Here is a 20,215-nt window from a genome sequence, read left to right on the forward strand (position 1 = left end):
CGCTGGTTTTCGAGACCCCATTTTCAACCACCGATACTAGCGACCTGCGGTCTGACATTCCACGCGACTTTGAGCCAAGATTACCGAAATGACCTCTGAACCCCGACCAGGCGGGGACCGCCCACGCCCGCTGACCGACCGCTTTTTGCGGTGGCTCGGGCGATTGACCCTGGATGCGTTCTATCGCCGTATCGAGGTCGTCGGGATCGAGCGCTTCCCGATGGATCGGCCGGTGATCGTTCTGGCGAACCATTCCAACAGCCTTGTGGATGGCGCTGTCATCACCTCTTTTCTGCCACGCATGCCCCGGTTTCTCGGGGCCAGCACTGTCTGGGACTACCGCCCGCTCCGCCCGATTCTGAATGCCGCAGGGGTGGTGCCGCTTTACCGCCGTCAGGATGGCCGAGCCGATCGGGGCAAGCTTGCAGACAGTTTCGGCAGCGCGTGTCAGTTGCTTGAAGCCGGTGGCGTTCTGGCGATCTTTCCCGAGGGGATCAGCCACAACAACCCGCGCGTGCTGCCGCTCAAATCCGGGGCGGCCCGCATCGCGCTGGAAACCGAAACCCGCCATGGCCCGACCCGGTTGGCGATTGTGCCCGTCTGCCTGACATTCGAGGCGAAATACCGGGTTCGATCGCGGGCCTTGCTGGAAATCGGCGACCCTGTCGATCTGGCCTGCGAAGATGTCGAGGCCTTCGGTTCGAAAAGCCGGACAGGGCAGGCCGCAGCGGTGAAGGCCCTGACCGGGCGTCTCCATGATCGTCTGGACGCCATGACACCCGGACACGAAAGCTGGGAAGAGGCGCGGCTTGTCGCGCGGGCGGCCGAGATGATCGGCAATGCCGACCCGGATCTGACCGGGACCGGGCTGTACAGCATCGCCGAGATCCGGCGCGGCATCCATGACGGATACCTCTGGGTTCAGCAAACCCAGCCAAGCCGAACGGCTGCGCTGCGCCAACAGATCGCGGAATATGACCGCGCCCTGCGCAGCTCCGGACTGCGCGACGATCAGATCGCGCACGGGGTTGCAGCCGGTGGGGCCTTTGCCACCGGCAGAAAGCGAACCGCGCTGAAGACCGTCCTGCTGGCGCCCATTGCCCTGCTTGGCCTGGCGCTGAACCTGCTGCCTTTCTTCGTGCTGCGCATACTGAGCCGCCGCAAGGATCTGGACAAGCGATCCACATGGTCGATTTTTGCGGGGTTCTTCGTGTTTCCATTCTTCTGGCTGGTCACGGCACTGGCCATAGGCCTTGTCGCTGCGGCCTACGGGGATGCAGCGACCGGCTGGATCTGTGGGGGTGTGACGCTGCTGCTGGCCCCGGCCACGGGGCGGCCAACCCTGACCTTTCTCGACAATGCTGCCGCGATCTGGGCCGAGACACGGGCGCGCGTGCTGCTTAGGGGCAACTCTCGCAGAGCCAGCAAGCTGACCACGCAACGCAGCCGGATCAGGGCGGAACTGGCGGCCCTGTCAGAGGAGTACGCGGCGTTCTGCGAACAGGCCGAGGGATAACCCCGCTCACCCCGCGCCAACCCGGTTGCACAGGACAGCCACACCAGGCACGTCGATTTCCAGCACGTCACCCTGCTTGAGGAAGCGTTGCGGGCTGCGACTGCCTCCGGTGCCATCGGGCGAGCCCATGGCGATCAGGTCGCCGGGATGCAACGGGATCATCTGCGAGATGTAGGAAATCACCTGCGGGATCGAGAAGAACATCTCGCTGGCGCTTGCATGCTGCACGATCTGGCCGTTCAGCCGCGTGGTCAGCTTCAGCGCCTCGGGCACGTCGATCTCATCGGCGGTGGTGATCCATGGACCGCAGCCACCCGACGCGGCGAAATTCTTGCCCGCATGCACCGAATGCTTCTGCCATTCGCGCACGGACCCGTCATTGACCACGGTAAATCCGGCGATATGGGCATGGGCCTGATCGGGGCTGATATGGCGCGCGGCCCGGCCAATGACGACACCGATCTCGCCTTCATAGTCAAAGCTCTCGGCGGCCTCTCCTACCGGGATTTCCAGCGGCGTGTCATGAGGGACGAGCGTGCCATCCAGCTTGGCGAAGAGGATGATGTTCTCCGGACGGGTCACGCTTTGATCCAGCGGGTAGCGCTTCGGGTAGTTGATGCCCACGCAGATCACCCGCGCCGCGGGGTGGATCGGCAATCGCCAGGTGATGCCCGCCACCGGAACCGGCGGTTGGGCCAGTGCATCGGCGCGCAGGTCCGAGAGGGCCCCAGCGGCCAGGACATCGTTCAGATCGGGAAACCGCATGCGAAACCCGTCGCTAACCGGGTGCGCATTGTTCCCATCGATCAGGCCATAGGCCTGAAACCCATGCTGCTGCCAGCGTGCCAGTTTCATGCCTTGTCCTTTCCGAATGCCGCCTCGCGGGCGCGCACGATGGTGCTGAGCGTCTGGTTGTAGGGTGTGGGCAGGCCGATCTCGGCGCCCAGAACCGGCACCATCCCGTTGATCGCGTCGATCTCTGACGGGCGGCCAGCCATATGGTCGAGCAGCATCGAGGGCCGCGCATGGGGCATCTGCGCGGCGAAGGCGGTGACATAGGCCTCCGGGTCATCGAAGGAAAAGGCGATGCCCTTGTGCAGACCGATGGCATAGGCCTCGCGCATACATGCAAGCGCCATGGCCCGCGCCTCAGGGTTGTCCATCACCTCACCCACGGTACAGCCGATCACGGTGCAGGGGGCCGACAAGGTGACATTGCACAGGAATTTCTCCCAGATCAGCTGATTGATGTCGGCAAAGGCCTTCACGTTGAACCCGGCCCCCTGCCAGAGCTCTGCCAGCCGTTCCAGCCGCTCGGTCATGCCGCCGCCCATTTCGCCGATGCGGATCAGCTTCATGGCGTTGTGATGCGCGTGACCGGGGCCTTTCATCGAGGCCCCGAACCCATCCGCTACGCCAAGGATCACATTTGCGGTGTTCATGTACTGGCCGATCCGCTCACCCGCGCCAAGCCCGTTCTGGATGGTCAGGATCAGCGTATCCGGCCCCACGCACCCGGTCAGCGCCCGCGCCGCTTCCCCGACGGCAGAGGCCTTGGTGGCGATGATCACCAGATCGACCATCGGCAGATCGGCAGGATCAGCGGCGGTGCGGATTGTCCTGACCACCCGGTCGCCGCTGGCCCCTTCGACCCGCAGTCCGGTCGTGGCGATAGCGTCAAGATGCGCCTGCCACGGATCTACGGCCCAAACCTCGTTACCGGCATCGGCCAGCAGACCAGCATAGACAGAGCCCATGGCCCCAACTCCGAAAACGGCGATCTTCATGCGGGCCTCATTCTGGTTTGCGGCAGACGGATATCGAAGCGCGCGCGCAGCGCCTCGTCGATCCCGGCAGGGATATGGCAGGGAAAATGCGATGCGAGGATCTCGCGCGCGCGGGCGTTGGCGGTGCCGCGGATATCGGGCGATCCGGCGGCGGCCCAGTCATCCGGGCTGCGCCGGTCGGATACGTCGGGATAGAGGAAATCGCTCTGCATCCGCTGATAGGTTTCGGGGCGGCCAAGGAAATGGCCCTCGCCATGCGCCACCTCTGCAATCGCAGTCACGGACAGCGCGCTTTCGTCCATTTCGATCGGAGCCAGCGACCGCAGGATCACCCCGAGCATATCGTTGTCGATGATATAGGCCTCAAGCGAACAGGCCATCAGCCCGGCCAAGGCCCCGCAGGCCTGGGTGATCATGTTCGAGCCGGTCTGTGCCGCCATGGACACGCTGAGCGATTTCTCGAACCCCGCCTGCGCGTCCGGCAGTTTGCTGTCCGTCGCGCCCGCGATGGTGGAATTCGGCAGACCGTAGTGGCGCGCCATGCGCACGGCGGCGGACGTCAGCAAAGCCTGTTCGCCACAGCCACCCGCCATGCCGCCGGTACGAAGGTCGGTCACCATGGGACGCGGACCAAAGATGATCCGTGCCTGCGGGTTGGCCAGCCATGCAACGACTACCCCCGCCAGTGTTTCGGCAATGGTCTGCGCCACACATCCGGCGATGGTGACAGGGCTGGAGGCCCCAAGCTGACCGAAGGTGTTGCACTGCATGGGAATGCCAAGCCGGGCAGCCAAGATCATCACCTCGCAGGCCTCTTCCGAGAAGCGCAGCGGCGGCACGACGTGGTTGATCGTCAGCGACAGAAAGGGCCGGTCCCGAAACGCCTCGGCGCTGCCCGCGATGGCAAAGCACATCTCGGCGATTGCCCGCACCGCTTCAGCGCTGGACGCGCTGACGACGACGTGTTTCGCCGTACCCGCCAGGGCCGCATAGGCGGTGTTTACGTCAAGCGACAGGTCGTCATCCATGTCACGCGCCACGACCGGGCGGGCGAAAAAGTGGATGTTATCCAGCACATCCACTACGCGCGCGGCATCGTAGAGGTCGGCCAGCGTCGACGGTCTGTAGATGCCACTGTCGATATCCACCATCTGCGGCGACGCTCCGCCGGTGCCCACATGCACTTGCTGGCCGGTCAGCTGCATATCCAGCCCCGCTGCCCGTCCGAATAAAGTGACGTCCCGCCCAATGCCTGCCAGTGCCCGGTCTTGCAGGTCACGCGGGAAGATCAGCCGGCCTTCCCCGGTCAGGCTGCCCCCGGCGGCGGTGACCAGATCCACCACGGCTTGCGGCGGCTCCGCCATGCCGACCTCGGACAGGATGGCGCGTGCGGCCGCGTCGATCCGCGCGATGGCGTCCGCGTCCAGCGGGTCCAGCCGTCCCCCGGACAGCCTGTTGCGGGGCACGGGTTTGATTGCGTCATTCGCATCGCCGCTGCCGCCTCGCCGCCGCCCTCTGCGTCGTGTTCCCGTCTGTGCCATTCCGGCGGTCACTCCTGTCCTGCTGTCTTCCGGATAGTTTCCAAACCGGAACAGTTGGACAAGCGACTATTGCAGGCTCTATGCATAAAGAAAACCTCATCCATAGCCCATCTGCGGATCGCGTCATGAAACTTCCCAACAGGCGCCTGCCCCTGACCGCCTTGCGCAGCTTTGAGGCCGCGGCCCGGCTGCTCAGCTTCAAGGATGCCGCAGCCGAGCTTTGTGTCAGCCCGACCACCATCAGCAACCAGATCCGCCAATTGGAACAGGACTGGGGCTGTCAGTTGTTCGTTCGAAAGACCCGCGCCGTGGTGCTGACCGATGCGGGACGGTCACTGGCCCGCGTGGTCAGCCGTGCCTTCGATGACATCCGGGCCGAGGCCGAATCCCATATCAGCACACCGCGCAAGACCGTCACCCTTGCGGTCGGCCCGATCTTCGGGTCCCGCTGGCTGATTCCCCGGCTTGGACGGTTCCGCCAGCAGCACCCCGATATCGAACTCGTGCTGCACCACAGTCCCCGGATCACCAACGAGGCCGCGATGGTAACGCAGATTGCCGTGGATTGGGGTATCGGGACCTGGTCGGGACTGGATGCGCGCAAGCTGATGGAGATCAGCTACAGCCCGGTGGTCAGCCCCGCCCTGATCGAACAGTTGGGCGGGTTGACGACCCCCGCCGACCTTGCCCGTTTCCCGATCATTCATCAGCAGGACCGGTCGGAATGGGCGGCATGGCTGGCATTGGTCGACTTGCCTGATCCGGGCTTCGCCGAGGAAACCGTCATCACCGATTCCAACGTTGTGCTGCAGGCGGTCAAGGACGGTCTTGGCGTGGCGCTTGGCGTCTTTCCCCTCGTCGCGTCCGAGATCGAAAGCGGCGCGCTTGTCCAGCCTTTCGCGCAGATGCTGCGTCCGAGCCGGGCCTTTCACCTTCTGACGCGAAGCGGCGCGGCCTTGTCACCCGAAGCGAGGAAAACCTGCGACTGGCTGATCAACGAAGCCAGCCAGAGCCCGCATTAAGCCTTCCTTCACTGCCCGCCGCTAGGCTGCCCGCCGACAGTCCCATTGGGTGAGGCAGGCCATGGCCGCGCAGAACGAATTGCGCCCGATCATCATCAAGAAGAAAAAGGTCAGCGGCGGCGATGGCCACCATGGTGGCGCGTGGAAGGTGGCCTACGCGGATTTCGTGACCGCGATGATGGCGTTTTTCATGCTGATGTGGCTGCTCAACGCCACGACGGAACAGCAGCGCAAGGGGATCGCCGACTATTTCAGCCCCACGGTACCCATTGCCCGGATCTCAGGCGGCGGCGACGGGTCTTTCGGCGGCGACAGCCCGTTTTCGGAAACCGTTGTTGCCCAGAACGGCACCGGCGCCTCTGACCGGCGCCCGACCGAGGGGCGGCAGGCCATGGGGATGGAAGGGACAGACCACAGCGCCGAGGAACTGGAACAGGCGTTGATGGAGGATATCGAGGATTCGCTGATGGATGGCGGCGGCGATGCGCGGGTGTCGGATGAAATGCTCGATCATGTCCAGACCCGCCTGACCGATCAGGGGCTGGTGGTCGAGATCTTCGCCCGCCCCGGCACACCGCTTTTTGGCTCGGATGGCACCACGCCCGAGCCCTGGCTGGAAGACCTGCTGGCGGTGATGGCAGAGCTTTTCGGGACCGTCACCAATGGCGTCGCGGTCGCGGCGCATGTCCGGTCCGACCCGATCGTGGTGGCGGAGGATACAACCTGGGACAGGTCTACGGCTCAGGCTCAAGCGCTTCGCACCGCGCTGCAACGCGCCGGGCTGGATGCGGAGAGGTTTCAGCGCATCACCGGGCACGCAGACCGCAGCCCGGCGGTCGCCGACCGCATGGCAATACGCAATGACAGGGTCGAAATCACCCTTCTGCGCAGCCTGCCCTGAGGGAAAACAGTTCGATTTTTATCTGTTAGGCCCCTGTTAAATGCGCCCGTGCTTGTCTGGCCCAAAGGACGAGATGCAGCAGAAAGGCGCATTCCAATGACGATTTCCTCCTCGCTCAATTCCGGGGTTGCCGGGCTCAACGTGAACGCGAGCCGCCTCGCCACGATTTCCGACAATATCGCGAATTCGGGCACTTATGGCTATAAGCGCGCCGTGACCAACTTTCAGTCGATGGTGATCTCTCAGGGCCATGGCAGCTATTCCGCCGGCGGCGTCCGGGTCATTACCGGGCGCATGATCGAACAGCGCGGCACGCTGATCACCACCGACAACCCCACCGACCTGGCCATTGGCGGGCGCGGCATGCTGCCGGTCACCACGGCCGCTTCCCTGGAATCCCAGTCCGGCAATCAACCGGTGATGCTGGCCACCACCGGGTCCTTTCGCCCCGATGCCGATGGCGTGCTGCGTACGGAAACCGGGCTGGTTCTGCTTGGGTGGCCAGCCGATGGCGATGGCACCATCCCCACCTTCCCGCGCGACACCACGGACGGGCTGGAACCGGTGCGCGTCCACACCAACCAGTTCGCGGGCGACCCCACCACCCAGATGGAACTGACGCTGAACCTGCCCGCCACCGCGACCGAGGCAGGCGCATCGGGCGACACCGTCACCATGTCGACGGAGTATTTCGACAACCTCGGCACCTCCGAAGTGCTGGAGATCAATTTCACACCCACCGTCCCCGCCTCCGGGTCTTCGAATGAATGGACCATGGAGATTCGCGATTCCGCATCTGGCGGGGCGGTGATCGGGGAATACACCCTGACCTTCGACGATGCGCGCGGAAGTGGCGGCAACCTCCTGTCTGTCACAGCCGTCTCGGGCGGTGCCTACAACGGCACCGATGGCACGATCGAGGTCAATGTGAATGGCGGCCCGATGGAGCTCGATATCGGCATCATCGGCGAACCCGGCGGTTTCACACAGCTCTCCGACAGTTTCTCGAATGCCCCCGTGGTCAAAGACGGCTCTCCTGTCGGCAACCTGTCGTCGGTGGAGGTCGATGGCGAAGGCATGGTCCACGCGATCTATGACAGTGGCTTTACCCGCGTGATCTATCAGGTGCCGCTGATTGACGTGCCCAATCCCAACGGTCTGATCGCCCTGTCGAACCAGGCCTATCAGATCTCGCCCGACAGCGGATCGTTCTTCCTGTGGGATGCGGGCGACGGGCCGACCGGCGACATCGTGGGCTTCTCGCGCGAGGAATCAACAACCGATGTCGCGGGCGAACTGACCCAGCTGATCCAGACGCAACGCGCCTATTCCTCCAACGCCAAGGTCATCCAGACGGTGGACGAAATGTTGCAGGAAACCACAAATATCAAGCGCTGATCCGGGCGCTGAGGCCAGGTCATGACCATTTCCAGCGCCCTCTCTGCGGCCCTGACCGGGCTGACCGCGTCCAGCCGGGCCGTGTCGGTGGTGTCGGACAACATCGCCAATGCCCGGACCGACGGGTTCGGCGAGCGCAGCCTGACCCTCTCCTCCATCGCCCATGGTGCGGGGCGCGGGGTGCAGGTTTTGGGCGTCACCCGCAGTTCGGACCCGGTCATTCTTGGCGAACGTCGTTCCGCCGGGGCCGCGCAGGGCGAGGCCGAGACCCGCGCCAGCTTCTTGCTGCGAATCGAAACCCTGATCGGCACGCCCGACAGCGACGCCAGCCTGCCCGCACGGTTCGATGCGTTCGAGACCAGCCTTGTTTCCGCCGCCAGCCGCCCAGATAGCCAAGCGCGGCTGGAGTCCGTTCTGAACGCCGCGCAGCAACTGGCGGGCACACTGAACGGTATCTCGGACGGCATCCAGGATATCCGTCAGCAGGCCGATGCGCAGATCGCCACGGAGATCACCCATCTCAATCGCACGCTCGCCGCGATCCACGACCTGAACGGCACCATTCGAACATCCATCAGCCGGGGAGAGAACGCGCTCGGCCTGATCGACCGGCAACAGGTGCTTATCGACGGCATCGCCGATCTGGTTCCCATCCGCGAGGTCCGCAACGACGCCGGGATGGTCAGTCTCTATACCATCGACGGGCTGTCATTGGTGGACGGCCGCCCGGCGGAGTTCGGCTTTTCCTCCACGCCGGCCATTACGCCGCTGATGTCCCTGCAGAACAACGACCTGTCGGGCCTTACCGTGAATGGCCGTCCGATCAGCACCTCGGGCAGCTACGCGTCCTTGTCCGGCGGGCGGTTGGCGGCCCTGTTCGCCGTCCGCGACGAGATCGCCCCGCAGGCACAGGCGCAGCTCGACGGGCTGGCGCTCGACCTGACCGCGCGGCTGGACGACCCCGGCCTTGACCCGACCCGCGCCGCAACCGACCCGGGTCTGTTCAGCGACGACGGACTGCTGGCCGCTGCGACCTATGAAGACGGTCTCGCCGCGCGCATCATGGTAAACGCCGCTGTCGATCCCGACCGGGGCGGCGCGCTGTGGCGGCTGCGCGACGGGGTTGGCGCGACGAGCGAAGGCGCACCCGGTGATCCCACGCTGCTGCAAGGCATCCTCGACGCGCTGCAGACCGAACGCCCGACGGCCTCTTCCGCCTTCTCCGCCACCAGTCGGAGCATGGCCGAGCTTGCCTCGGACGTCCTGTCGCTCACCTCCATGGACCGTCAGTTTGCCGAAGCCCGCGCGGCAGAAACATCCGGCAAGTTCACCGCGCTGCGCGAGGCCGAACTGTCGCGCGGGGTCGATACTGACCGGCAGATGCAACGCCTTCTGGAAATCGAGAATGCCTATGCCGCCAATGCGCGGGTGATCTCGACACTCGACGACATGCTTGACCGATTGCTGGGGCTGTAGCGATGAGCATCATTTCCACGGGCGATATGGCCCGAAGTTATCACCTCCGCCACCATCACGAGCAGGTCAGGACGGACCTTGTGCGGCTGACGCAGGAACTGGCCAGCGGGCAGCACGCCGATACGGGCAGGGCACTTGGTGGGGATTTTTCGGCACTTTCGGGGATAGAACGCGGATTGCGCATGGTTGCCGCCTACCGCAATGCCGCGGCCGAGGCCGCGTTGATGACCTCCGCCGTGCAATCGGCATTGGAGGCTTTGCAGGGCAACCTGTCAGAGCTGGCCCCGGCGCTGTTGTCGGCAACCGGCACCGATACCCTGCAACAGATGGAGCTGATGGCCGCCAGCGCCCCCGACCGGCTGAGCGCCATGGTCGGTTCGCTCAACCAGACGGTCGCGGGCCGGGCACTGTTTTCTGGCGCCAATACCGATGAGGATGCGCTGATCCCGGTGGAGGACCTGCTGACCGCGCTGGAACCTCTGGCCACCGGTGCCACGGATGCGGCGGACCTGATCACGACGCTGGACAGCTGGTTCATGGATCCGGGCGGCGGGTTCGAAACACTGGCTTATCAGGGCAGCCCCGATCCCGCGCCGGGCTTCACCGTGGCTGAAGGCGAGACGATCCAGAACCCGATTTCCGCACTCGATCCCGGTGTTCGGCGCGGGCTGATGGGGATGGCGTTGGCCACTCTGGTGTCCAATGAAACAGGTAGTTTCAGCGATGATGAAAGGCGCCAGCTTCTGGAACGTGCCGCGCTCGACATGGCGTCCGGCAATGACGGCGTCACCGATCTGCGTGCCCGCGTGGGCCATGTGGAGGGCCAGATCGAGGCCGCCCAGTTGCGGGGTGACACCACTCGCGGGTTGCTGGAACTGGAACGCAGCCGCCTGACCGGTGCCGACCCCTACACCACCGCCACTGAATTGCAGGAGGTGGAGACCCGGCTCGAAGCGCTCTACCTGCTGACCACCCGCCTGTCCCGCCTCAACCTGACGGAGTACCTCAGATGATCCGCTTCCTGTTTTCTCTCATCCTGGTTCTCGCGCCGCTAGTGGCGCAGGCCACCCCGATCCGCATCAAGGACCTGGTGGAATTCGACGGGGTGCGCGGCAACGACCTGATTGGCTATGGGCTGGTCGTGGGGCTGAACGGCACCGGCGACGGCATCCGCAATTCCCCCTTCACCGAAGAGATCATGACAAACATCCTCGAACGGCTTGGCGTCAATATCTCGGGCGAGCAGTTCCGCCCCCAGAACGTGGCGGCGGTGATCGTCACAGCCACGCTTCCACCGTTTTCGCGGGCCGGGTCGCAGATCGACATCAACGTGTCCGCCATTGGCGATGCCGATAGCCTCATGGGCGGCACGCTGGTGATGACCCCCCTGACCGCAGCCGACGGGGAAATCTACGCGGTGGCGCAAGGCACCGTCATCGCGGGCGGGGCGGTCGCGGAAGGCGATGCGGCCAGCGTGACAGAAGGTGTGCCGACCGCCGGAACCGTGCCCTCCGGCGCGCGCATCGAACGCGAGGTGGATTTCGAGCTGTCGAGCCTAGAGACGATCCGCCTGGCCCTGCGGTCCCCCGACTTCACCACCGCCGCCCGGATCGAGGGCGTGATCAACACCGCCTATGGCCGCCCTGTCGCCGTCATGCTCGATTCCGGCACCGTCGCGCTGGATCTTGCCGCCACGCGCGAACCATCCGCCGCGCACGCCATGTTCCGTATCGAAAACCTGCTGGTGGAACCCGAAAGCCGCGCCCGCGTGGTTGTCGATCAACGTTCCGGCACCATCGTGATGGGCGAAGATGTGCGCATCTCTCATGTCGCCGTGGCGCAGGGCAACCTGACCCTGCGCATTCAGGAAACCCCGATTGCCGTGCAACCCAACCCCTTTGCAGAGGGGGAAACCGTCGTCGTGCCCCGCACTCAGGCGGATATCGAGGAAGAGCCGGGCACCGGTCTGGCAGAGGTTTCGGGCGGCGCATCCCTGTCGGAAGTCATCGCCGGGCTGAATGCTCTCGGGGTGTCCCCCGGCGACATGATCGACATCCTGAACGCGATCAACGCTGCCGGGGCGCTGCATGCGGAACTGGTTGTCAGATAACGGCAGCCAGGTCAGCCGCGCAGATAGCGGATTGTCGCGCGCGCAACCGGCCCCGGCAAGGCGTGCAGCGCCTGCAACTGAAGGCCCTTGGGTTGATCCCGAAGCACCATCGCGATGATCGCCGGATGCTCTTTTTCCAGCGCTGCCTCATCCAGATGATCGGCAATACGCGCAGTCAGAGGGGGCATTCGCATAGCCGGGCCCGGCGGCGGCGTCACTTTCCGGGACGGGTCTTCCTCGAACAGACCCTGTTTGCGAAACCGTTCCAGCAACGCGAGGCGATCGGCCTCTCCTGTGGCGTTTGCCTTCGTATCCAGCCCGTCCACCTCTGTCGTCAGACCAGCCTTGCGCAACCGCTCCACCCCGGAGGGGCCAAAGAGATCCAGCAGGATGCGGGCCTTGCGGGCATAGCTTTCGTCGCGGATAGCGGGGGACTCGGATTGGGCCGGGTTGGTCATGGGATTTTCCTTCAGAAATAGCTGCGCACCAAAGCGCCCGTCACCAGCGCCCACCCATCTGCCACCACGAAGAAGGCCAGCTTGAAGGGCAGCGATACGATTGCGGGCGGGACCATCATCATCCCCATCGACATCAGGATCGCGGCGACGACGAGGTCTATGATCAGGAAGGGCAGGAACACGAGAAACCCGATCTGAAAGGCGCGTTCCACCTCGCTCAGCATGAAGGACGGAATCAGGACTGAGGCGCCCGGATCATCGCCCTCGGGGATTTCACGCAGGGAGGACAGGCTTTGCAGCGTCTCGGGATCCACGCGCAGCATCATGAAGCTGCGAAACGGCTCATAGGCGCGGGCCAAGCCCTCCATCAGCTCCAACTGGCCGTCCATCACGGGCCCGATCCCGGCCTGATAGGCGGCCTCGAACGTGGGGGCCATCACGAAATAGGTCAGGAACAGCGCAAGGCTCACGATCAGCATATTGGGGGGCGATTGCTGCAACCCGATGGCCTGCCGCAGGATCGACAGGACGGTTACCACGAAGGGAAAGCAGGTGATCATTACCGCAAGGCCCGGCGCGAGGCTGAGCACCGTGACCAGTGCAATGATCTGCAACGTGCGCGCGGTCAGCGTGTCGGCATCGCCCATGTCGATGGTAATGTCCTGGGCCGCCGCAGGGACGGCCAGCACCACCGCCAGGATTCCGGCCAGCAACAGCCGTCGGCGCAAGAGCTCAGCCATTGCCGCCATCGACCATTTCGGTGATGCGCACGCCAAGCCCGCCATCCTCCGCCTCGACCAGTTCGCCGCAGGCGACCAGCCGGTCGCCGATAAACAGCTCCACCGGGTCTTCGATGCGGCGATCCAGCGGCAGCACATCCTCTTGTCCGAGCGCAAGGAGTTCGGAAACCGACGGCCGGGCTCGACCGACCGTAACCCGGACTTCGACGGGTACGCTGCGCAGCTTGCCGGATATGCCGGACCCCTGAAGACCCTGATCCTGGGGGTTGGTATCAGCCATGGCGACGCTCCTGTTCGGGGGGTGGGGACATGGTGAAATCTCGAATTGCCTCCGACATGCTGGACAGCAGGTCCGTAAGGTCTATTTCGCTGACTTCGCTGGCAAAATGCAGCGTCACCCGGCCATCGGGATACGCGGGTTCAGGGACGATCTGCATCTCTGTTTCCATGTATTTTTCCGCCAGCCAGTCGAGCTGCTTGCAGGTTGCGGGCGCCGCTTGCAGCCGGCAGTTGCCCGATCCGGTCGCGGCGATCATCGCGTCGATCTGATCGGACACGCGCGGCAGCACGGCATCGGCGGCCAGCTTCGGCAGAAAGCTTGACAGGATCGAGGTCATCAGCCCGGACATTCCCTGCAAAACCTCCGCGCGCGCTTCTTCGTAGGTGAACCGCAGATCGGTCAGGTTGCGTTCCAGATCGGCGGCGATCCTGTGGTCGGAGGCCGCTGTTTCGGAATTGGCATCGTCCCAGCCGGATTTGTACCCGGCCTCGTAGGCGTCCAACCGGATGGATTCCGCGTCAGCATCCGACAATGCGGCATCGCTCATGCGGGGGGAGGCCGTGAAATCCTCCAGCGACAGGGCGTGATATGTCATGTCAGTTCCTCATCTTCTTCCATCCAGGACCGCAGGATCTGAACCGTCTCTTCCTCCCGCTCCTCGATCAGGCGGCGCAGGCGCGCGACCGGGTCGGGGGCCTCTTCCATCGCGAGCACCTCAGGTGAGGGGAGCGTGTCGGGCGCGTCGCCCTCTGTTCCATTGGACAGGGCCGCTGCATCTGCATCCAGGTTCTCGTCCATGGGGCGAGTGGCGGGATCAGATGGCGGCAGAATGCCAGGGACGGACCGGGGGCCAGCAGCTTGAGGGCTGACCGCCGGCAGTTCGGCCAATGGTGGCGGCCCTTCCATTGCCGGTGCTGTCCGCATCGCCGGGCGCAGGACGCCGAAGGCCACGGCCAGCGCCACACCGACAAGCGCAACCAGTTGCAGGATCCGCATCGGATCAAGCCGCGACAGGAGAGAGGTGCCGCCGTCTTCTGTTCCGAGGGCCTCGCCTTGCGGCTCAAATACCATGGATTGCAGGGTCACGACGTCGCCGCGAGCTTCGTCAAAGCCCACGGCGGATTGCACAAGGTCGCGCAGAGATTGCAGTTCTGCCGCGTCGCGCGGCTGCTGCTGAACCACACCGTCGGGCCCCACGACCGGCACCGCATTCACCAGTACCGCCACCGTGATCCGCCGCACCGTTCCCGGCCCGCTTTCGGTTTCCCGCTGCGTTTCGGAAATGTCGTATGTCACTCTCTCGCGGGTTTCGCTGGTCTGCGCCGAAGACCCGCCGCCACCCGCCGCAGCATCGCCTTCAGGCAGGTTCGAGGCGACGGTCACGGCGGCGTCCCCGGCATCGCGCGAGGTGTTGGCGCTTTCCTCTGAATCTGTGCCGATCACCACGCGGCTATCGGGGTCGATGATCCGCTCGAACACCGTCTGGCGGGCGGTTTCCAGTTCCACGCTGACCTCGACCACGGCGTTTCCGGGGCCGACACGGGCATTCAGCAGGCGTTCCACGTTGCGGCGCAGGGTTTCTGACAGGGCATTGCTGTCCCCCGCTTGGGATTGCGCATCGTCATTGGCCAGAACCCGGCCGGTATCCGAATCGATGATTGTCACGTTTTCCGGCAGCAGCCCCGGCACGGCCGAGGCCACCAGATAGCGCAGCGCCTGCGCGTGGCCCGACGAGATGCCCCCTGAAACCGGCTGGATGCTGACCGAAGCGGACGGGTCGCGCGCCGGGGCGAAGGGATCGCTGGTCGGGGCGGCCAGATGCACGCGGGCGGATCGGATGCGCGGGCTTGCGGCGATGGTACGGGCCAGTTCACCTTCCTTGGCGCGCCAATAGGCGGCGTCGAACATCTGTGACGTGGTGCCGAAACCGGACAGCGAATCAAGCAGTTCATATCCCGCGGCCCCAAGCGTCGGCAGGCCCTCGCCTGCAAGGCTCATGCGCAGGGCGTCGCGTTCGGTTTCGTCCACATGGATCGAATCGCCGCGCACCTGATAGGCGATTCCGCGGGCCTCCAACGCGGTTATCACCTCACCCGCGGCAGATGGATCGAGCCCGGAATAGAGCAACGCATAACTTGGCGTTCCCGCCATTCGCGCCAGCAAAACCAGGATCGTGACCAGCCCTGCAAGCCCGCCGATCAGCACCCCGCGCCGCCGGGCGTCCATCGCACCCCATAGATCAAAGAGCTGCTGCACCTGTGTTTTCTCCTTCTGGTCGTTCTGACCTGACAGGGTCGATCAAAGCGCAGCTCGCTTAAGATTTGGTTAGTGCTGTTCGGTTTATGTTCCTCCTGTCCCAAGACGGCATGAGGTACAGAACGTGGCCAGCGACGACCCGGAAACCGAAGACGCGCCCAAGAAGAAGAAGGGCCTTTTGCTGCCGCTTCTGGTGGGGCTCGTGCTGGCCGGTGCCGGTGGCGCAGGCGGTTACTGGGCGGTGACCAGCGGGCCGCTCGCCTCTGACGGCACCAGCGATTCGGACCATGCAGCGGCGGAAGATGACAGCCATGGCGATGAGGATGAGGACGACGACGACAGCCCGTCGGAACGTCCGCGGCCAGAGCTGGATCATGTGGCCTTCGTTCCACTGGATCAGCTGGTGGTCAATATCGGGTCCGACACCAATCAGCGCCACCTGCTGTTCGAAGCCGAGCTGGAAGTCGCCCCCGACGACACCGAGGAAGTGACCCATCTGATGCCCCGCGTCATGGACGTGATGAACAGCTATCTGCGCGTGCTCGACATGCAGGAACTGAGCGATCCGCGCACCTTGGTACGGATCCGCGCGCAGCTTCTGCGCCGAATTCAGATCGTGACTGGCGATGTGCTGGTCCGCGATCTTCTCGTAACCCAATTCGTGGTGAACTGAATGGAGACTTTGCCCCAGATCATGGCCTACGCGGCCGATGCGCTGCTGATCCTCGCCTCGCTCGGCGCGGCTGTTTTCTGCCTTGTCCTGTCACGCAGGCTGACGCGACTGTCCAGCATCGACAACGGTCTGGGTGGCGCGATTGCCGTTCTGTCGGCCCAGGTCGACGACATGAACAAGGCCCTGGCCGAGATGAAGACGGGCACCGAAAGCTCTGCCGGGCGGCTTGACGCGCTGAACCGCGAAGCGCGGCAACTGGCGGAGGAGTTGGAGCTGATGCTGTCAGCTTGCCATGACCTCGATCACGCGCCGCCCGGAACGGCTGACACGACACCGGCGATGACCGGGCGCGACAGCGGACCCGATGACGACACGCCGGTTTTCGGAACACGGCGGCGGCATGCGCAAGGCGAGGATGAAAACCCGTCGGTTCCCTTCTTCCTGAAAAATCGCTCACGGCTGGCCGGGGCGGGCTGATCCATGGCACGCAGCAAGAGAAAACCCCGCCGCATCTGGCACCGTTTCAGCCTGTTTGGCGTGATCGCACTGTTCATCCTGTCGGGTCTCTTCAGGCTCGGGGCCATCGGCTTTGCCAGCGCCTCCGTATCGGCGGATGATCCTGCCCCGGACCATGCGGACCCGGACCTGCATGCAGGCATGATGACCGAGCCCGAGGGGCAGTGCGCAGCCAATACGGCGCTGGAACAGGCGCTGTCGCGGGTCGAGGGGCGGGCGGAACGGCTCGATGCCCGCGAGGAAAGCCTTGCCGAACGGGCCCGCGCACTAAGCGAGATCGAAGCTTCGGTCGCCGCACAGCTGGCCGCGCTGGAAGCGACCGAGGAGCGGCTGGAATCCCTTCTGGCCCTGTCCGACACGGCGGCGGAGTCCGATCTGGCCCGACTGACCCAGGTCTATGAGACAATGGATGCCGCCGATGCCGCCGCCCTGTTTTCGCAGATGGATCCGGGTTTTGCCGCCGGGTTCCTGGGCCGGATGCAGGCCGATGCCGCTGCCGGTGTTATGGCCGAACTTGACCCTGCCGTCGCCTATACGATCTCGGTCCTCATAGCCACGCGCAACGCCTCGGCCCCGGTCTCTGCCTCTGCAGCGCCGGGCACCCCTTGAAGTCATAGAGGTCTGGAATGGTTGGAATTCTCGGTATTGTCGTCATCTTCGCCATGGTCTTCGGCGGATATCTCGCCTCTGGCGGGCATCTCGACATCATCCTGTATTCGCTACCCTACGAGATGACCATGATCGGCGGCGCGGCCGTGGGTGCGTTCATTATCTCGAACGATTTCGCAGGTGTGAAACACACGCTCAAGGATCTTGGCAAGGTCTTCAAGGGACCGAAATGGAAACACTCGGATTACCAGGATCTTCTCTGCCTGCTTTACGAACTGATCCGCCTTGGTCGTGAAAACGCCGTTGCGCTGGAGGAGCATACCGAGAATCCCGCCGAGTCCTCGATTTTCGGCAATTACCCCAAGATTCTGAAGGACCGGGAAGCGGTCGACCTGATCTGCGACACATTGCGATCCGCGTCGCTCAACTATGACGACCCCCATCAGGTGGAGGACGTGCTGGAAAAGCGGATGGAGGCCAACCTGCATCACGCGCTGCATTCCAGCCACGCGCTGCAGACCATCGCCGACGGCCTGCCCGCCCTCGGGATCGTCGCGGCGGTTCTGGGTGTGATCAAGACCATGGGGTCCATCGACCAGCCGCCGGAAATCCTCGGCAAGCTGATCGGCGGCGCCCTGGTCGGCACGTTTCTGGGCGTGTTCCTGGCCTATGGTCTGGTTGGACCCTTTGCTGCAAAGGTGAAGGCGGTGGTCGAGGAGGACATGCATTTCTATGGCCTGATCCGCGAGGTGCTGGTTGCGAACCTGCACAACCATGCCACCAATATCTGTATCGAAGTCGGCCGCCAGAACACGCCTTCGCATATCCGCCCCTCCTTCAACGATCTGGAGGAAGCGCTGAAGGGTCTGAGGCAGGCGGCAGCATGATCCGGCTGGCGCTTACCCTCTGCTGTCTGATCTGGACAGGTGCCGCAGGAGCACAGGGCATTCGCGTGCAATCAGGCGACCATGACGGGTTCACCCGGCTGGTCGCCGCCATCGGCCCGGACCGGGACTGGCAGATCACCCGCGACGGGCGCGACCTGCATATCGCGTTTTCCCCCGCCGTTCCGGGTTTCGACCTCTCGGGCGTCTACACGCTGATCACGCGCGACCGGGTGGCCGGTCTGCGGGTCGATGACGGGCTGATGCTGGAACTTGGCTGCGATTGCACTGTTGAAATATCCCGCTTTCAGGGGCGCTACGCGGTTATCGACATCACTGATACGCCCTACCAGCCACCAACCGAGCCTGTCCCTCCCGTCGATCTGCCCGTCCCGGACACCGCCCATGACCCGCCCTCAACCCTGACCCCTCTCGCGGGGCCGGTGGCGGAACCTGACCCGCTTGCCCCGACCTTCGACATGGAGGAAGCCGCGGCGATCATGGCCGAACAACTGGCCCGGGCCGCCGCCGCCGGTCTGCTGGACGCCGCCCCTGCAGAACCCCTGTCTGCCGCCGACCCTGTGTCGCGCCCTCAACCGAGGCCGCAGGTCGCCGACCCGGAGCCGGAATCTGCGGCCCCACATGGTGCCGGGCCCGAAGAACGGACGGAAACCCCGGACCCACACCCGGAACCGGCAGCGCAGGCCACGCCGCCGATCCTTGCGGCCACCGCCTATGATCTCAACACCGGTCTCTGGCCGGACCGGTTGATCGCCAGCGCGCCGGTCGATTGCCTCGCCGCCCCGGCCCGTCCAATCGCTGACTGGCGGGGTGAGTTGAGTTTCCTCAATGCGCTCGGACGGGTGCGGGCGTTTCTGTACGACGATCGGGGCAGCCTGCAGGACGATGCGGCCCTTGAACTGGCCGAGCTCTACCTTGTGCACGGCTTCGGGGCCGAGGCGCTGTTCTGGCTGAATGAACGGGGCGCAGCGCCCGGCTTCCAGCGGGCTTTGGCACAATATCTCGAACATGGCGCGGCGGAGCAATTCGGCAGCTTTGCCGAACACGAGCTTTGCCCCGAGGCACTGACCTTGTGGTTGTTCCTGACCGACGCGGACACGCCTCGCCCCGATGCCGAGACCCGCCTGGATATTCTGGCCAGCTATTTCGAACTGCCCACACCGCTGCGCGATATCGTCGGCCCGGACCTCGCCCGCGCCTTTCTGGCCGCCGATGACGAAGGCGCGGCGCTGGAGATCCGCGAGGCGCTGGTTCGGGGGGGGCGCGTGTCTGCACAGGACATGGCTTTTCTCGATGCCGCTCTGCCCGGCAGCCCCGCCCCGCCCGCGGCTACGCTGATCCCCGCCAATGCCGGCAGCACCCGCGCCGATCCGGCGCTGACGCTGCGGCTGCTGGCAGATATCGAGGCGCGCGGCGCGGCCCGGTCCACAGACCTTGTGGCCGCCGATGCACTGATCCGCGAAACCGCGCCCACCCTGTCAGAGGACGGGCTGCGCCATGCCGCGGCGCTTGGCCACGCGCTGGCAGGCAATATCGACGCCGCGCTGACCCACCTGGCCCTCAACGGTCAGCGCGATGCCGAGGCGATCCGGCCCGTCTTTGCCGACATCCTCACGGCCCTGATGGACCTGGAGCGCACCGCACCGCTTTTGCTGCTGCTCACCTCCGAGGAATTCGGCCAGTTCGGTTACTTTCCCAACCCCGCATTCCGACGCCGCGTGGCGCGGTATCTTCTGGATCACGGGCTACCCGAGATGGCACGCGATCTGATCCTTGCGGGCGGCAGCGACCATGCCCGCGACCGCGAATTGCTGAGCCTCGCCTACGACCGGCTGGCGCAGGATCACCCCGGTGCGGTGCCCGCCGATCCCGCCGATCCCGTTGCGGTCGCGCCCATAGCCCCCGCTGACACGCCAGAGGCCGTGGTGGCCCTGTTGAGGGAAAGCCGCGCGCTTCGTCAAGAGGCCCTCGCCCTGTTGGAGACCAACCCTCGGGGGCCAACGGACTAACGCTTTGGTAACCCTCGC

Annotated in this window: 20 protein-coding genes; 12 read left to right on the top strand and 8 right to left on the bottom strand. The window is 64.8% G+C overall.

Annotation, left to right across the window (positions count from 1 at the left end; genetic code table 11):
• Nucleotides 1–88 precede the first annotated feature (88 nt).
• Nucleotides 89–1,516: a lysophospholipid acyltransferase family protein gene (locus RBB16_RS14820; RefSeq protein WP_306046899.1), complete on the top strand. Its 1,428-nt coding sequence runs from the start codon at nt 89–91 to the stop codon at nt 1,514–1,516.
• A gap of 6 nt (nt 1,517–1,522) precedes the next feature.
• Here RBB16_RS14820 and RBB16_RS14825 read toward each other — a convergent pair whose 3' ends face one another.
• The 3 genes from RBB16_RS14825 to RBB16_RS14835 are packed head-to-tail and all read right to left on the bottom strand — an operon-like array spanning nt 1,523 to nt 4,844.
• The gene (locus tag RBB16_RS14825; RefSeq protein ID WP_306046900.1) at nt 1,523–2,371 is read right to left on the bottom strand and encodes a fumarylacetoacetate hydrolase family protein; all 849 of its coding nucleotides are present in this window, start codon (nt 2,369–2,371) and stop codon (nt 1,523–1,525) included.
• Complete coding sequence (locus tag RBB16_RS14830) at nt 2,368–3,303, bottom strand: 2-dehydropantoate 2-reductase (RefSeq protein ID WP_306046901.1); 936 nt, start codon at nt 3,301–3,303, stop codon at nt 2,368–2,370. Before RBB16_RS14830 ends, RBB16_RS14825 begins: the two co-directional genes overlap by 4 nt.
• On the bottom strand, nt 3,300–4,844 hold the full coding sequence (locus RBB16_RS14835; RefSeq protein ID WP_306046902.1) for a trimethylamine methyltransferase family protein: 1,545 nt from the start codon (nt 4,842–4,844) through the stop codon (nt 3,300–3,302). Before RBB16_RS14835 ends, RBB16_RS14830 begins: the two co-directional genes overlap by 4 nt.
• A gap of 125 nt (nt 4,845–4,969) precedes the next feature.
• Between RBB16_RS14835 and RBB16_RS14840 the strand changes: the two genes are divergently transcribed.
• The 6 genes from RBB16_RS14840 to RBB16_RS14865 all read left to right on the top strand — a co-directional run bounded on the left by RBB16_RS14840 (nt 4,970) and on the right by RBB16_RS14865 (nt 11,751).
• Nucleotides 4,970–5,866 carry a LysR substrate-binding domain-containing protein gene (locus RBB16_RS14840; RefSeq protein WP_306046903.1) on the top strand — a complete coding sequence of 299 codons (897 nt, stop codon included), beginning with the start codon at nt 4,970–4,972 and terminating at the stop codon, nt 5,864–5,866.
• 61 nt (nt 5,867–5,927) lie between these two features.
• Nucleotides 5,928–6,767 (top strand): flagellar motor protein MotB, encoded by an 840-nt coding sequence (locus RBB16_RS14845; protein WP_306046904.1) that lies wholly within the window; start codon nt 5,928–5,930, stop codon nt 6,765–6,767.
• A 96-nt stretch (nt 6,768–6,863) separates the two neighbouring features.
• Nucleotides 6,864–8,165 (top strand): flagellar hook-basal body complex protein, encoded by a 1,302-nt coding sequence (locus RBB16_RS14850; protein ID WP_306046905.1) that lies wholly within the window; start codon nt 6,864–6,866, stop codon nt 8,163–8,165.
• Nucleotides 8,166–8,186: 21 nt separating this feature from the next.
• Nucleotides 8,187–9,641 carry a flagellar hook-associated protein FlgK gene (flgK, locus tag RBB16_RS14855; protein ID WP_306046906.1) on the top strand — a complete coding sequence of 485 codons (1,455 nt, stop codon included), beginning with the start codon at nt 8,187–8,189 and terminating at the stop codon, nt 9,639–9,641.
• A gap of 2 nt (nt 9,642–9,643) precedes the next feature.
• Nucleotides 9,644–10,654, top strand: coding sequence for a flagellin (locus tag RBB16_RS14860; protein ID WP_306046907.1), 1,011 nt, complete (start codon nt 9,644–9,646; stop codon nt 10,652–10,654).
• The gene (locus RBB16_RS14865; protein ID WP_306046908.1) at nt 10,651–11,751 is read left to right on the top strand and encodes a flagellar basal body P-ring protein FlgI; all 1,101 of its coding nucleotides are present in this window, start codon (nt 10,651–10,653) and stop codon (nt 11,749–11,751) included. The genes RBB16_RS14860 and RBB16_RS14865 overlap by 4 nt, the downstream gene beginning before the upstream one ends.
• Before the next feature lie 11 nt (nt 11,752–11,762).
• Here the strand turns inward: RBB16_RS14865 and RBB16_RS14870 are convergent, their stop codons facing one another.
• From RBB16_RS14870 to fliF, 5 genes are read right to left on the bottom strand one after another with little or no spacing between them, the layout of a single operon-like run.
• Nucleotides 11,763–12,209 carry a hypothetical protein gene (locus tag RBB16_RS14870; protein ID WP_306046909.1) on the bottom strand — a complete coding sequence of 149 codons (447 nt, stop codon included), beginning with the start codon at nt 12,207–12,209 and terminating at the stop codon, nt 11,763–11,765.
• Between the two features lie 11 nt (nt 12,210–12,220).
• The gene (gene fliP / locus RBB16_RS14875; protein ID WP_306046910.1) at nt 12,221–12,949 is read right to left on the bottom strand and encodes a flagellar type III secretion system pore protein FliP; all 729 of its coding nucleotides are present in this window, start codon (nt 12,947–12,949) and stop codon (nt 12,221–12,223) included.
• Nucleotides 12,942–13,229: a FliM/FliN family flagellar motor C-terminal domain-containing protein gene (locus RBB16_RS14880; protein WP_306046911.1), complete on the bottom strand. Its 288-nt coding sequence runs from the start codon at nt 13,227–13,229 to the stop codon at nt 12,942–12,944. Before RBB16_RS14880 ends, fliP begins: the two co-directional genes overlap by 8 nt.
• Nucleotides 13,222–13,824 (bottom strand): hypothetical protein, encoded by a 603-nt coding sequence (locus RBB16_RS14885; RefSeq protein WP_306046912.1) that lies wholly within the window; start codon nt 13,822–13,824, stop codon nt 13,222–13,224. The genes RBB16_RS14880 and RBB16_RS14885 overlap by 8 nt, the downstream gene beginning before the upstream one ends.
• Nucleotides 13,821–15,485, bottom strand: a complete 1,665-nt coding sequence (gene fliF / locus RBB16_RS14890; protein WP_306046913.1) for a flagellar basal-body MS-ring/collar protein FliF — start codon at nt 15,483–15,485, stop codon at nt 13,821–13,823. Before fliF ends, RBB16_RS14885 begins: the two co-directional genes overlap by 4 nt.
• Nucleotides 15,486–15,609: 124 nt before the next feature.
• Here fliF and fliL point away from each other — a divergent pair, with 124 nt between their 5' ends.
• Genes fliL through RBB16_RS14915 form a run of 5 tightly spaced genes read left to right on the top strand, consistent with a single transcriptional unit; the run spans nt 15,610 to nt 20,197 of the window.
• Entirely contained in the window at nt 15,610–16,158 is a 549-nt protein-coding gene (gene fliL / locus RBB16_RS14895; protein ID WP_306046914.1) for a flagellar basal body-associated FliL family protein, read from the top strand.
• Nucleotides 16,159–16,635 carry a DUF6468 domain-containing protein gene (locus tag RBB16_RS14900; RefSeq protein WP_306046915.1) on the top strand — a complete coding sequence of 159 codons (477 nt, stop codon included), beginning with the start codon at nt 16,159–16,161 and terminating at the stop codon, nt 16,633–16,635.
• A gap of 3 nt (nt 16,636–16,638) precedes the next feature.
• On the top strand, nt 16,639–17,283 hold the full coding sequence (locus RBB16_RS14905; protein ID WP_306046916.1) for a hypothetical protein: 645 nt from the start codon (nt 16,639–16,641) through the stop codon (nt 17,281–17,283).
• 17 nt (nt 17,284–17,300) lie between these two features.
• Complete coding sequence (gene motA / locus RBB16_RS14910) at nt 17,301–18,170, top strand: flagellar motor stator protein MotA (protein ID WP_306046917.1); 870 nt, start codon at nt 17,301–17,303, stop codon at nt 18,168–18,170.
• Nucleotides 18,167–20,197 (top strand): hypothetical protein, encoded by a 2,031-nt coding sequence (locus RBB16_RS14915; RefSeq protein ID WP_306046918.1) that lies wholly within the window; start codon nt 18,167–18,169, stop codon nt 20,195–20,197. Before motA ends, RBB16_RS14915 begins: the two co-directional genes overlap by 4 nt.
• The last annotated feature ends 18 nt before the right edge of the window (nt 20,198–20,215 follow it).

The organism is Nioella sp. MMSF_3534, from assembly GCF_030732985.1.
Lineage (GTDB): Bacteria > Pseudomonadota > Alphaproteobacteria > Rhodobacterales > Rhodobacteraceae > Nioella.

Excerpts from the sequence above, each read along its gene's own strand:
- RBB16_RS14865 (WP_306046908.1), top strand. The coding sequence starts at position 10,651 with ATGATCCGCTTCCTGTTTTCTCTCATCCTGGTTCTCGCGCCGCTAGTG.
- RBB16_RS14825 (WP_306046900.1), bottom strand. The coding sequence starts at position 2,371 with ATGAAACTGGCACGCTGGCAGCAGCATGGGTTTCAGGCCTATGGCCTG.
- motA (WP_306046917.1), top strand. The coding sequence starts at position 17,301 with ATGGTTGGAATTCTCGGTATTGTCGTCATCTTCGCCATGGTCTTCGGC.
- RBB16_RS14915 (WP_306046918.1), top strand. The coding sequence starts at position 18,167 with ATGATCCGGCTGGCGCTTACCCTCTGCTGTCTGATCTGGACAGGTGCC.
- RBB16_RS14900 (WP_306046915.1), top strand. The coding sequence starts at position 16,159 with ATGGAGACTTTGCCCCAGATCATGGCCTACGCGGCCGATGCGCTGCTG.
- RBB16_RS14885 (WP_306046912.1), bottom strand. The coding sequence starts at position 13,824 with ATGACATATCACGCCCTGTCGCTGGAGGATTTCACGGCCTCCCCCCGC.
- RBB16_RS14880 (WP_306046911.1), bottom strand. The coding sequence starts at position 13,229 with ATGGCTGATACCAACCCCCAGGATCAGGGTCTTCAGGGGTCCGGCATA.
- flgK (WP_306046906.1), top strand. The coding sequence starts at position 8,187 with ATGACCATTTCCAGCGCCCTCTCTGCGGCCCTGACCGGGCTGACCGCG.
- RBB16_RS14905 (WP_306046916.1), top strand. The coding sequence starts at position 16,639 with ATGGCACGCAGCAAGAGAAAACCCCGCCGCATCTGGCACCGTTTCAGC.
- fliP (WP_306046910.1), bottom strand. The coding sequence starts at position 12,949 with ATGGCTGAGCTCTTGCGCCGACGGCTGTTGCTGGCCGGAATCCTGGCG.
- RBB16_RS14835 (WP_306046902.1), bottom strand. The coding sequence starts at position 4,844 with ATGGCACAGACGGGAACACGACGCAGAGGGCGGCGGCGAGGCGGCAGC.
- RBB16_RS14850 (WP_306046905.1), top strand. The coding sequence starts at position 6,864 with ATGACGATTTCCTCCTCGCTCAATTCCGGGGTTGCCGGGCTCAACGTG.
- RBB16_RS14860 (WP_306046907.1), top strand. The coding sequence starts at position 9,644 with ATGAGCATCATTTCCACGGGCGATATGGCCCGAAGTTATCACCTCCGC.
- RBB16_RS14845 (WP_306046904.1), top strand. The coding sequence starts at position 5,928 with ATGGCCGCGCAGAACGAATTGCGCCCGATCATCATCAAGAAGAAAAAG.
- RBB16_RS14820 (WP_306046899.1), top strand. The coding sequence starts at position 89 with ATGACCTCTGAACCCCGACCAGGCGGGGACCGCCCACGCCCGCTGACC.
- RBB16_RS14830 (WP_306046901.1), bottom strand. The coding sequence starts at position 3,303 with ATGAAGATCGCCGTTTTCGGAGTTGGGGCCATGGGCTCTGTCTATGCT.
- RBB16_RS14870 (WP_306046909.1), bottom strand. The coding sequence starts at position 12,209 with ATGACCAACCCGGCCCAATCCGAGTCCCCCGCTATCCGCGACGAAAGC.
- RBB16_RS14840 (WP_306046903.1), top strand. The coding sequence starts at position 4,970 with ATGAAACTTCCCAACAGGCGCCTGCCCCTGACCGCCTTGCGCAGCTTT.